General features: G+C 51.1%; 11 protein-coding genes. 7 read left to right on the forward strand and 4 right to left on the reverse strand.

The genetic code is table 11. The annotated features are described in order from the left end of the window. The first annotated feature begins 425 nt into the window (after positions 1 to 425). Positions 426 to 1,658, forward strand: coding sequence for a Sll1247 family protein (locus tag IQ235_RS06345; RefSeq protein WP_502652589.1), 1,233 nt, complete (start codon positions 426 to 428; stop codon positions 1,656 to 1,658). A gap of 260 nt (positions 1,659 to 1,918) precedes the next feature. After that, the gene (gene ccmO / locus IQ235_RS06350; RefSeq protein WP_441373246.1) at positions 1,919 to 2,806 is read left to right on the forward strand and encodes a beta-carboxysome assembly protein CcmO; all 888 of its coding nucleotides are present in this window, start codon (positions 1,919 to 1,921) and stop codon (positions 2,804 to 2,806) included. 43 nt (positions 2,807 to 2,849) lie between these two features. Here ccmO and IQ235_RS06355 read toward each other — a convergent pair whose 3' ends face one another. The 4 genes from IQ235_RS06355 to IQ235_RS06370 form a co-directional block, all read right to left on the reverse strand. Then, positions 2,850 to 3,989, reverse strand: coding sequence for a CO2 hydration protein (locus IQ235_RS06355; RefSeq protein ID WP_405196650.1), 1,140 nt, complete (start codon positions 3,987 to 3,989; stop codon positions 2,850 to 2,852). Positions 3,990 to 4,050: 61 nt separating this feature from the next. Then, positions 4,051 to 4,191, reverse strand: coding sequence for a hypothetical protein (locus IQ235_RS06360; protein WP_264320651.1), 141 nt, complete (start codon positions 4,189 to 4,191; stop codon positions 4,051 to 4,053). A gap of 17 nt (positions 4,192 to 4,208) precedes the next feature. After that, positions 4,209 to 5,759 carry an NADH-quinone oxidoreductase subunit M gene (locus IQ235_RS06365; protein ID WP_264320652.1) on the reverse strand — a complete coding sequence of 517 codons (1,551 nt, stop codon included), beginning with the start codon at positions 5,757 to 5,759 and terminating at the stop codon, positions 4,209 to 4,211. Between the two features lie 43 nt (positions 5,760 to 5,802). After that, entirely contained in the window at positions 5,803 to 7,662 is a 1,860-nt protein-coding gene (locus IQ235_RS06370) for an NAD(P)H-quinone oxidoreductase subunit F (protein ID WP_264320653.1), read from the reverse strand. An 840-nt stretch (positions 7,663 to 8,502) separates the two neighbouring features. Between IQ235_RS06370 and IQ235_RS06375 the strand changes: the two genes are divergently transcribed. The 5 genes from IQ235_RS06375 to ccmN all read left to right on the forward strand — a co-directional run. Beyond that, positions 8,503 to 8,811 carry a carbon dioxide-concentrating mechanism protein CcmK gene (locus IQ235_RS06375; protein WP_264320654.1) on the forward strand — a complete coding sequence of 103 codons (309 nt, stop codon included), beginning with the start codon at positions 8,503 to 8,505 and terminating at the stop codon, positions 8,809 to 8,811. 145 nt (positions 8,812 to 8,956) lie between these two features. Then, on the forward strand, positions 8,957 to 9,265 hold the full coding sequence (locus IQ235_RS06380; RefSeq protein WP_264320655.1) for a carbon dioxide-concentrating mechanism protein CcmK: 309 nt from the start codon (positions 8,957 to 8,959) through the stop codon (positions 9,263 to 9,265). Positions 9,266 to 9,276: 11 nt separating this feature from the next. Next, positions 9,277 to 9,564: a beta-carboxysome shell vertex protein CcmL gene (gene ccmL / locus IQ235_RS06385; RefSeq protein ID WP_264320656.1), complete on the forward strand. Its 288-nt coding sequence runs from the start codon at positions 9,277 to 9,279 to the stop codon at positions 9,562 to 9,564. A gap of 226 nt (positions 9,565 to 9,790) precedes the next feature. After that, complete coding sequence (gene ccmM / locus IQ235_RS06390) at positions 9,791 to 11,953, forward strand: beta-carboxysome scaffolding protein CcmM (RefSeq protein WP_264320657.1); 2,163 nt, start codon at positions 9,791 to 9,793, stop codon at positions 11,951 to 11,953. A gap of 305 nt (positions 11,954 to 12,258) precedes the next feature. Then, positions 12,259 to 12,634: beta-carboxysome scaffolding protein CcmN (gene ccmN, locus IQ235_RS06395; RefSeq protein WP_502652587.1), on the forward strand; the 376-nt coding region annotated here is incomplete at its 3' end.

Genomic DNA, 12,634 nt, shown 5'->3' on the forward strand with positions numbered 1-12,634 from the left:
ACGGATTGGCAATCGCTCGAGTTCGTTGGGTTCATTGGCTTTTTCTTCCGCTAAGTCCAAAACTTGTTGCAACCGTGCGAGAGACTCTTGAAAAGCTTCCCGAGCCTCATGGCGCTTGTGTTTTTGCTCGTTCATAACTCTCGATTTCGTGGGATCTAACGTCTTAGGAAAATATAGATAGGCTTGCCTTGGATCTTAGCCCCATATCTCGTTCGTGTCTCGTTTCTCACGAGGGTGACACCCCTCAAGTCCGTAACCCCCTTTCTAGAGAATTGCCAGGATATGGGTTGCGCTCGAAAAGCGAGCAATGACATCCGTTTCGCCCATCGCGGGTGACACTCGTTACAATAAAATGCAGCTAATAAGCTATCATCTAACATAAATTAGCCCACGAAACTTGTCTTGGCTAGGGGGGTGCTACCTCGATCGACGCTGACAACCACGCCAACGAACAATTACTCTACGCTCATCTGCGATCGTGCGTTGAGGTCGAGCCTGCCTTCGCATCGGTCGAGCGCTTTCGCAATCTTTTTATTGACGGTACGAGCTACCCAAAGCCCGAAATTCGGTTTGCGCTCGAGCAGCTCGTGACATCCGAGCAAGCCGATCGAGACTTCCCATTTGTACTCAACCGCAGTTGCTACATTCCGATCAACCGATGGCAAAATCAACCCCAACTCCGGGATGCCATCCCTGAATTGGTCAGTTTGTTTGAAACAACGATCGCCGACGATTCCTCCTCAGCCGCGACTCAACACCTGCGCGCACTCGTTCGAGACTTTACCCAAACCGAGCAATATCGGGTGTTGCGGGATATTGCGCGAGAGATCGAACAAAAAAGCCATCGCCGATTTCACTGCGAGACGAAACCCCTTGGCTCGTTAATTCGGCGCTATCCCTATCTTTACGAACATCGCTGGCTCGATCGCAACGCTCCTGGAGAACAAATGCAACAGATTCGATCGATGCGAGAGCGAAAACAGCAACAGTTCGATCTCGATTTATCGCAGTACGTCTTAACCCGACGATCTCGAGGTCGAGAGCGAGTTCGAGAGCATTTGACCCGAAATCCGACCTTACTGAGCGATTCTCAACTCAATTTCGCCATCGACCACTTTACCAGTAAAATCGATGGGGTCAATACCTATCGAGACTTGGCCCGGCAGTTTCGCAGCTATACCCGGCAAACTCGCTCCTATCGGACATTTAAGGATGAGTTGTACGAATACCTGATGACTTCGGTCGATCGCATTAATCCCAAATATGCCCGAGGCCAATTCAATCAGCGACTCTACCAACACCTGCAAAATACCCTTCCTCAAAACGACCGACAGAAACTCAACGAGGATTTGTGGCACAAAACCTGTCGCAAATTACTTGATTTTTTGGTGGTGGAGCATTCTCGACAACCGGATCATTATGTTTTTCTCGATCTGAGTGCGAACCTCGGCAGCGCGCCTACCATCGGGATTCTGCTCAAGATCGTTTTATGCTGCGATCGAGTCAAATCCTACCTCGAACAGCGATTTGCAATTTTATTCGATCGCTATGAAGATGCGGCCAAAAATAGTATTACCTGGTTGGTGGACTCTCTAGAAAATTTAAATGTGGCATTTAGCCTCCATTTTCGACATTCCCACAGTTCGTTATCTTTTTAAGTTCTAAAGTCCGTCTTGTGAAAATTGACTCAAAGGATATGAATTGTTTCTCAATCTGAATAAAGACGTGCAAACATTTTCTGAAATTCAATTCAGATTTTCTTAAGGATTATAGATAGAATAGAGAAAATAGGGAGGTTGCGTCTCCTGACTATGCTACAGCTCGACAGTCAAAATAGATGTCAGATATCGATCTATACGGAAAACAACCTCCCCGTCTCCAAGACCCGGTCAGGTCCAAAGTCAAGCAACAGGTCAGATTGCGAGAACGAGATCCGCTACAGCAAACGGCCTTAGGTCTAGTTTCAACTCAGAGCTTCCCGGCAATTATCGGAACGGCCGATATGATGCTCAAGTCGGCAGATGTGACTCTGGTGGGATACGAGAAAATCGGGGGCGGTCACTGCACGGCGATCGTCCGGGGGCGTTTTGCCGACGTGCGTTTGGCGGTAGAAGAAGGGGCCAGAACTGCCGAACAGTTCGGTCAACTGGTGTCTAAGCTGGTGGTTCCCCGACCGATGCCCAATCTAGAAGCCGTTTTTCCCATCGGCAGTCGATTAGCCCAACTCACACAGCAGCGTGGCTTCTCTCGTTTGAGCAACAATGCCATCGGTTTGCTCGAAACGCGAGGATTCCCGGCGATGGTGGGTGCGGCCGATACGATGCTCAAGTCCGCCGACGTGCAACTAGCCGCCTACGAAACCATTGGCGATGGTCTGTGTACGGCGATCGTCCGAGGAACCGTGGCCAACGTTGCCGTCGCCATCGATGCGGGAATGCACGAAGCCGAACGCATCGGAGAATTGCACGCTGTGATGATCGTTCCCCGCCTATCGGAAGATTTAGAACATACTCTGCCAATTGCCAGCTTCTGGCTGGAGCAACCCGAACCTCTGCCGGTGCTGTTGCCCGATGTTGTCGAAGAAACCCCCGTTCCTCTACAACTTCCAGCGGTGGAGAAAGTTCCCATCGAGATCGAACTCGAAGTCGAAGAACCGGAGGAATTACATCAACTTCAAGAACTTCAAGAACTTCAAGAACTTCAAGAACTTCAAGAACTTCAAGAACTTCAAGAACCTCCAGAACCTCCAGAACCTCCAGAACCCAAAAAACTACGTCGCATCGACGATTCTTCAGATTGGCTGTAGATCGAAGCATTTCTAGTAGAGGATGCGGCGTGTTATTTAGGTGTCAAGAATTAACCGCCACCACGCGCGAGGAGACAAAGCGGTTCATCCAACCTTCTAAGTACGCTCGATTCTCCCGTTGTTGGGCCAAATCGGTAGTGTCCATCGGGTGAGGGGCTAGTCCTCGAATCGCCGCCGTGGTAACGCAAAACATGGACTTTTGGAAAGTCTGGCAAATCTGCACCAGAATATCGTCTTCCTGGCGCTTGCCCTGACGGTAGATTTCGTGCAAGTACTCGGGGAGATAGTGGCGCATATCCTGCATCAGCAATGTGGGAGGAATCCCCGCACCGCCAATGGGCAACGGATCGGCATAGAGCGCGCCGTAGTTGAAAATCGATTGATCGAAGGGAATTTGATAGGCTTGAGCGTTATAGGAGATGGTTCCGGGAAAGGGCGTTCCGCGAAAGAAAATTGCCTCGACATAGGGGACGGCGGTATCCATGAGGAAGGTTAGACCCGCTGATTTGGGCAAAATGTCGTAAACTCGATCGCCGAGTTTGACTTGGTGGACGATCGGGTTTCCCGCAGCAGCAACTAAGCCATCTTGAATGTGCTGTACCACTTGGGGAATGGATTGGATTTCGCCGCGATCGTAGAGATCTGACAGCTCTAGGAACATATCGCTCATCACCCGCCAGAACTGTCCCAGGCCACTATAGTAAGCCATGACCCGCACCTGTTCGGGTAAAAAGTTGGGGAATAGTTTGTGCAATCCCAGCATGAAGAGATTACCTTTCCATCGGGCTTGAATAGCCGCTTCGGCATTTTGGGCGAATTCGGGAGTATCGAGGTACGCATCTAAGCCACCTCCTCCATGCCAAAGCATAGATTTCATACAGTATTCAGCGTACTCGAAATTAATTCGATCGTGATTCCAATGTTTGAGTAACCGATCGAAGGTCACTTTGCCATTAAAGTATTTAAAAAAGGGAAAAAGATTTAAAAATTGGTGTTCGGAGATATAAATTAAGTTCCGAGAGTAAGCATCTAAAATAATGCCGTAACTTTTAAGAATTCCGACGACTTCGACGACGTGAACGGGGGTATCTTCGAGCAGGGCAAGACATGCTTCGATGCGGTGTATGTATTCAGCTAGAGGATGTTTGGAGGGTTCGAGCTTATCGACGCTTAACATGGTCATTTCCGATCGAGTTTAAATCAACAAATATAAAAAAGTGCCGTGGGGGAAGGAGAAATTTGAGTCAACATTCCGCTGTCAGCCAAAGGATTCGTTCCAGTTCTAACGAGTCTCCCAATCTTTCATCCTCTCGTTTGAGGTTGGCTTGAAGCTGACGACTGACGGCATGGTGGCTCAATGCTGACGAATTCGAGGCATCTAACATTCTCCTTTCTGCCCTAATTATTGGGTCACCTCAGATTTTATGGGTTGAAAGCCTAAATCTCGATCGTCTCCCATCCCATTGCCCGGTGTCAAAAGACCTGCTTGGGGTTGACCGAACTCCGTCACCAAAGAAACAATGCGGGGTTCGCTCCAGAATACCAGCCAATTGGGTTGAATGCCGAGGATAAAAATTACCACGCTCAGAATCAAGGCTGGAATCCGATCGGACCACTGTACCTGGGGTAAATCGATCGTCACCTCTGATAGGCGACCGAAAAAGACCTTATTGACCATTAACAGAAAATAAACCGCTGTCAAACCCGTACCCACCATGCACAAAAGGGTTTGAACGGGAAAGAGGGAAAAGCTACCCCGGAACACCAAAAACTCGGCAATAAAACCCACCATACCCGGAAGTCCGGCACTAGCCATCACCCCGAGAATAATCAAGCTGCCAATGAGGGGCAACCCCCGCGAGAAATTGAGCAAACCACGCAATACGTTGACATCGCGGGTTCCCGTTTTCTTGTAAACCACCCCCACTAGGAAAAACAGCAGTGCCGAAATCAAGCCGTGGGCGATCATCTGACAGACCGCTGCCAACAGGCTCAGTTGAGTGGTAGCCGCCGCAGCCAGCAAAATAAAGGCCATATGGGCGATCGAGGAGTAGGCGACCACTTTTTTCATATCTGTTTGGGCGATCGCGCAGGAAGCTCCATATAGAGCGCTAACGGCAGCCCACACCGCCAACCAGGGGGCTAGATACGCCCAGGCATCGAGAAATAAGCCCACTCCAAACCGCAACAATCCATAAGTTCCCAATTTCAGCAACACTCCGGCGAGTAACATCGACACTGGGGTCGATGCCTCGACGTGGGCATCGGGAAGCCAGGTATGGAAGGGGAAAAAAGGAATTTTGATTCCAAAACCCACCAGCAACGGAACCAGCAGCAGAATTTGCGTTCCCAGGGGTAAACCGGCCGATCGTAACGGTGCGTAATCGAAACTTCCCGTTCCCGAAAGCCAAACGACTCCCAAAAACGATGCAAGAATACAAAAGCCCGAAATAGCGGTATAAATGAGGAATTTCGTGGCGGCGTAACCGCGTCGCTTGCCCCCCCAAATGGCGATTAGGAAGTAGAGGGGAACAATTTCGAGTTCGTAGAATCCGAAAAATAGAAACAAGTCCTGAGCCACAAACGCGCCGGTCACACCGATATTAATCAGCAACATCAAGGTGTAGTAGAACCGGGGTCGATGGAGATCGCCAGGGGTACTGGCGATCGAGATGGCGGTGAGAACACCGTTGAGCACCAGCAACGGCATCGATAATCCGTCTACGCCCAAATGATAGTTGAACCCCATCCACGGTACCCAGGGGACGAACTCCGAAAACTGCATTCCCGGTGCGGTGGGGTCGAAGCCGATGCCGATCCAAATTGTCCAAATTAATGTTGCCAGTATTGCCACCAGGGAAATACGGCGACAGATCTTCGGATCGATCGTCCCCGGCAAAAAGCCGATCGCCGCAATACCGACTAGAGGAATTAAAAGTAAAGCGCTAAGCATCCTATCTCCTTATATTTTGCGGGTACAACTCCCATCGAGGTGGCTAAAATAACCATCCGTTGGTCAAAACGAACAGCACACAAGTCCCAATGACGATCGTCAGAACATAAAACTGAGAGCGACCCGAAACGTTGTACTTTAGGGCCTGACCGCTAAAGATAGTAGCCAGACCGACGAAGTTTACCGCGCCGTCCACCACATAGCGATCGAACCAAGTGGTTGCTTTTGAGGTTAAGCTGACGGCCATCACCACTGTCAGTTCGTAAATTTTTTCGATGTAGAAGTCGTAGGCAAATAAATCCTGGAGGAAGCGCATGGATCGTTGCATGGGCCTCGACCAAGCGCGGCGAAGTTCGAGGGTGCTGCCGATAATCAGACCGACGACCCCGGATGAGATGAGTAAAGGCATTGCTAGGCTAATCAGAGGCGAATCGACATCGGCTAGCGGGGCAACGGGACTCAGCCATAGGGGCCACAGTCGCGGCGCAATTCCAGCCAGCAGCGTCACCACTGTCAGTCCGACCATGGGCAAAGCCATCGTCCAAGGGACTTCGGGGGCACGACGGGTTTTGGGTTGGGTGGACCCCAAGAACACCAAGCGGAATACGCGGGTCAAGTTAACGGCGCTCAGGGCATTGACAAACATCAAGATGGCAAGCAACCATCCATGAATCTCCCACGATCCGTTCAACCAGCGCTGCATCGTCCAGAAGAAGCCCAGGGGCAAACAAGCCACCAAACTGGCAGAACCGACGACAAACGCGATGGTTGTGGCGGGCATCTTCGACCCGAGTCCCCCCATCTCGGTGATGTTTTGGTTGCTCGTGGTGAGAATGATCGACCCGGCACTCATGAAAATGAGAGCTTTGCCGATGGCATGAGTAAATAGCAGCAATAAGGCAATATCGACGTGTCCCAAGCCGATGGCGATAAAGACGAGTCCTAAGTAAGCACTGCTGGAGTGGGAAAGGGTGCGCTTGATATCGATTTGAGCGATCGCCATTAAGGACGTTCCAATGGCCGTTACCGTCCCGATAACGATCAGCACGTCTTCGGCAATGGGAGAGAGGATGAAAATCGGTTGAAGTTTAATCAGTACGTAAGCGCCGATGGACACCACCACGGAATTTCGCATAATTCCTGCTGGATTGGGCCCTTCCATGGCTTCGTCGAGCCAGAGGTTTAGGGGGAACTGGGCACATTTCCCCGTCGGCCCGGCAATTAGGGTCAGGCCCACCCAAGTTGCCGTCCAGGTGGAAATCGGTGCGGTGGTGACCCAATTTTGCAGGGAGCTAAAATCGAGTCCCTCTCCATAGCTCGATAGGGCGACAATTCCCATCAGCAGAATAATATCGCCGACTCGTTTGGTTAAAAATGCATCTCTAGCCGCAGTGACAACTAAGGGCTGAGCGTACCAGAATCCGACGAGTAAGTAGGTTGAGAGGGTGAGAACTTCTAGCAAACAGTAGGTGAGAAAGAGGGAATCGCTCAGGGCTACTCCTCCCAAAGCGGCTTCAAACAGACCCATTAAGCCGTAAAACCGGGCTAGAGACCAGTCTTTTTCGAGATAGCCCAGGGCGTACACTTGGGTTAAGAGGCTAATACCCGTTACCAGTTCTAATGCACCCAAACTCACCGGAGACAGTTCGAGGGTTAAGGGAATGGTTAAGTCTGCGGCGCTAAACCAGTTAAACACCAATTTTTGGGTGGGCTGCCCCCAGATCGCCCAAAAGGCGATCGAACTGTGAACGAACGCAGCCAGGGTCATTAATAGGTTGATATAAGCGGCCGGTCTGGGCCCCGTACGACGGATAATCCCCAAAGACCAGGGTAGAGTTAAAACGGCTCCGATCGCACCGTAGAGGGGAATAAACCAACTATTTGCTAGGAGGAAATCAGTCATTCAAGTGCCTGATAGATTACAAGGTTTAATGGAAGAATGGGGTCGTTTTAAAAACAAATTTTGTGATTTTTACGCGTGCTCGAGCCTCGAGCGATCGCTCTTCATTTTAGGTTGCACGTTCTCCAACAGATCGATTTTCAAGCAAAAAAATCCGATAACAACCTCGAGTTCTGAGGTTGAAACGGCGTTAAAGTCTAGAATGGCGATCGATTCTAAATCTCTCTACGGCGGCGCTAATCGCCACCCCACAGATCTCGATCGATTTACACTCTAATGCTCGCTATCCCCAGACTAGCCATCCTTTTAAACCAGAAAGCCAGAAGAACTCAGGTGAGATTTTTGACCGAGCGAAGGACTCATTAGACCCAGAGCTAGCCGCAGGTTAATGCGGGTTCTCGACTTCAAGATTTAAGTTTTCTCAATCATGATAAAGAAATTATAAAACAGTCGGTACAGTTCCCAAAACCTAATGGCTTCGATGTCTCGGGAGGCTCGAGCGAAATCATGGTTAAGTTTTGTTAAACTATTTCATTTGAAAATATCATTATGTTTTATATTGTCAGAGGAGCCGAAATTTCCTATGCTATTCACGTGGGATAAAAAATAAGCTATCCCCGTCAAATTTTTGCCACTGGCAACCCAATCTGGTGTTGAGAAGGGTCTACTATTTCCGGCATGAGAAGTAGCGCGTAGCGCGTCCGATCGAAATTTTAGCCGGAGCGGTATCACCTCGCCGAGATTGCGTTGCAACTTGCGAATTTTGAGCCAGAGTTACATTCACAAACTTGCCCCCTTGTTAATTTTGCTGCGCATAGGCACTAATGGAGCGCCAATAAAAGTATGTCAATCGCTGTAGGAATGATTGAAACCAAAGGTTTTCCAGCAGTTGTGGAAGCCGCTGATTCGATGGTGAAAGCTGCTCGAGTTACCTTGGTTGGATACGAAAAGATCGGATCGGGTCGGGTTACGGTTATTGTCCGAGGAGATGTCTCGGAAGTTCAAGCCTCGGTTTCAGCCGGTATCGCTGCGGCCAACCGGGTCAATGGTGGAGAAGTTCTATCGACTCATATCATTGCCCGTCCCCACGAAAACCTGGAATACGTCTTACCCATCCGGTATACCGAAGAGGTCGATCAATTCCGGATGTAACGACGTAAGCCATCTCAATCCTCAAGAGTCCGAAGCGCGGTTCGTTCGACCCTAAGTTTCTGACGGCTGAGTCAGTCACCCAGGGCGATCGACAGCAAGGACGTTAAGCCGAAAATAAAGCTCGTTTGATAGGAGTTCAAATAAAATGTCAATTGCAGTGGGAATGATTGAAACCCTCGGCTTCCCTGCTGTGGTGGAAGCTGCTGATTCAATGGTCAAAGCCGCTCGCGTCACCTTAGTCGGGTATGAGAAGATCGGATCGGGGCGGGTCACCGTCATCGTTCGCGGTGATGTCTCGGAAGTCCAAGCCTCGGTGTCGGCTGGCGTTGAATCGGCGAACAATCGAGTGCAAGGAGGTCAAGTCCTAGAATACGTATTGCCCATCCGGTATACCGAAGAGGTAGAGCAATTCCGCGAGAGCATCGGTTCTCCTCGGACGATCCGCCGACCCTAACAGAATCATAAATGCAAATTGCTAAAGTTCTCGGGACCGTTGTCAGCACTCAGAAGCTGCACAGTTTAACCGGAACGAAGTTTCTGTTGGTTCAATGGATCGACGAAAACGGTCAACTCCTGTCTCAATATGAGGTGGCTGCAGATCCGGTCGGTGCGGGTATTGGAGAGTGGGTGTTGGTGAGTCAGGGCAGTGCGGCACGCCAGGAAATGGGTCACGAGCAGCGACCGATCGACGCGATGGTAGTTGGCATCATCGATACGGTGAATGTCGAAAATCGTCGAATCTACTGTAAGTAGAGACTGTTGCCGCCTGCGAAGAAGCGCGATCGCCACTGGTTACAAAATCATGGTATTGCCGACCTCACTCGGCTCGAAAACAGCCAGCTCTAGCGAGGTCCGACGATCGCCTTTTCGTCTGCTGCTGTCGGAGTTGGGGGGAGTCCAAACGGTCAAAAGTAAACCGATCGACCATCGATAACCCAAGTTTAGATAAAAGCACAGAATTTTTAGGAGGATATCCCAGATGGTAGTCCGCAGTAGCGCGGATCTCCCGACTCCACAACTGACAAGCTTATCGGAACCCCACGTTCACGAAACAGCCTACGTGCATTCTTTCTCCAACATTATTGGGGACGTGCGCGTCGGAGCCAACGTTTTAATTGCCCCCGGAACTTCGATCCGAGCAGATGGCGGATCTCCGTTCTATATCGGGAACGGGACGAACCTCCAAGATGGGGTACTCATTCACGGCTTAGAGCACGGTCGCGTGATGGGGGACGACGAGCGGGAATATTCCATTTGGATCGGAGATCGCACCTGTATTTCTCATATGGCTTTGGTTCACGGTCCCGCCTATGTTGGCAGCGACTGCTTTATCGGCTTTCGTTCCACCGTGTTTAATGCCAGAGTGAACGATGGTTGTATCGTGATGATGCACGTGCTGATTCAGGATGTCGAAATTCCCCCCGGTAAGTACGTTCCGTCAGGAGCGGTGATTACCGACCAGCAACATGCCGACCGATTGCCTGACGTGCGTCCGAGCGATCGAGAGTTCGCCCGTCACGTCATTGAAATGACAGAAGCTTTACGAGTCAAACACCAACGAGTGGGAGATTCGACTCCATCGGTGGAGGCTCTCAACCCCGCGAGCCGCACCCACCATACCGGAACTTTATCCGGAACCGAACATGACACAATGCCAATAGAGGATGGAACTGTGAACGCAGATATTGCCCAGGAAGTTCGATCGCTGCTCGATCGAGGATACAAAATCGGTACCGAACATGCCGACAAGCGCCGTTTTAGAACCAGTTCTTGGCTTACTTGTCCGATTATTGAAGGACGCAGTACCGATCGAGTTCTAAGTGAACTCGAAACCTGCTTGCGAGAACATCAAGGCGAGTACGTGCGGCTTATCGGCATCGACCCGAAAGCCAAACGTCGGGTTCTAGAAATGCTGATCCAAAAACCGGATGGTTCCGTACCCTCTACGGTTAGCTCCTCCAATCGATCTTCATATTCAGCCGCGCAGGTTTCTTCCTATCGCCCCGTGGCAACGGTCGGCTCGACGAGATCGGCAAGATCGTCGAGCTCGTCGGGTAGTTTGAGTGCCGAAACTGTCGAACAAGTGCGCTCTCTGGTGCGAGCCGGGTATAGCCTGGGGATCGAACACGCCAACAAACGCCGTTTCAAGACCAGTTCTTGGCAAACCGGTACTCCCATCGAAGCTAAGCAAGAGGAGCGGGCCTTAGCCGAACTTGAAGCCCGCTTGAGGGAGTACGAAGGTGAATACGTCCGCTTGATCGGCATCGATAAGCACGCCAAGCGTCGCCTGCTCGAGATGGTCGTTCAGCACCCCGAAGATCGCCCCTCGTCCGCGCGCCCGAATTCGGGTTCGTCGGGTTCGTATGCAACCATCGATGCGACCCACAGCGACGAAGCCGGTCGCATGAGTTCCGAAGTCGTCGAACAAGTGCGCTCTTTGTTGCGGGCGGGCTATCACATCGGCACCGAACACGCCGACAAGCGTCGCTACAAAACCAGTTCTTGGTTGAGTTGTCCGATTATCCAAGCGAAGAACGAAGGTCAAGTCCTCACCGAACTCCAAGCTTGTTTGGCCGACCACGAGGGCGAATACGTCCGCTTGATCGGTATCGACCCGAAAGCCAAACGTCGGGTGTTAGAAGTCCTCGTCCAACGACCGGGCGATCGGATGTCTGTCGATCCCTTCCCCTTATCGCCGACAACCGGAGCGAGCAATGGCAGCTACTCTGCCAGCTCCAACAACTCGGGCTACAATAACGCAGGATATAACTCCAGCTACAACAACGCAGGATATAACTCCAGCTACAACAACGCAGGATATAACTCCAGCTACAACAACTCAGGCTATAACCGGTCGAGTAATGGATTTGCCAGCAGCAGCCTAGATCGCGATGCCATCGACCAGGTGCGCGCTTTGATTGCCCAAGGCTACAAAATCAGCACCGAACACGCCAATACGCGCCGTTTTAAAACCAGTTCTTGGCAAAGTGGCGCTCCAATCGAATCTATACGGGAATCGGAGGTTATCGCTCAGCTCGAAGCCTGTTTGCATGCCTACCCTGGAGAGTACGTGCGTTTGATCGGTGTCGATCCCAACGCCAAACGGCGAGTTGCCGAAACCTTGATCCAACGCCCCGGTTGAGACCGGCGCGCGATCGAGTTACGGGGTGGCAAACGGTTTACGGGATATCGTCAAGCGCTCGATAACGGTTGCCGTTAGCCACTCCCTCAAAATTTTCCAGCTTTCTCAGGTGATGTGTGGCTTTTTTAGGCTTTTAGAATAAATCCTCGCGGCACGAGCATCCTAGCGAAAGTGTTTCTATCGCGATTTCCCATTCTCATTCCAATTCTCTCAAAGTATTATCCTCGACGGACTCTCACCTTTCCCCCGTATCCATTGCAGGGCGGGAAAAATGAGTCGAACATCATGTTTTTAGGTTGATTTGTATGCCATTGCAGCCCCTCCAACCTGCGATCGACGAGCGAGCTTGCGTGCGCGGAGATGTCACTATCCACCCGAGCGCGGCGATCGCAACTGGGGTGATTTTACAAGCCCAACCCAACGGTCGGATCGAGATTGCGGCTGGAGCTTGCTTGGGTATGGGAGTTGTGGTGCATAGTGGCAGCGGTCGGTTAACCATCGGTGCGGGAGCCAATTTGGGAGCAGGAGTCCTCGTGGTTGGAGAATGTTCGATCGGTGAAAATGCTTGTATCGGTGCGGCAACCACCCTTTTTAACGCAACAGTTGCCCCCCAGCAGATCGTTGCCCCCGGATCTCTAGTTGGCGATTCCAGTCGTCAGGTGTCATCGGACGACCCAGAAC

This window comes from Zarconia navalis LEGE 11467, from assembly GCF_015207075.1.
Classification (GTDB): Bacteria; Cyanobacteriota; Cyanobacteriia; order Cyanobacteriales; family Geitlerinemataceae; genus Zarconia; species Zarconia navalis.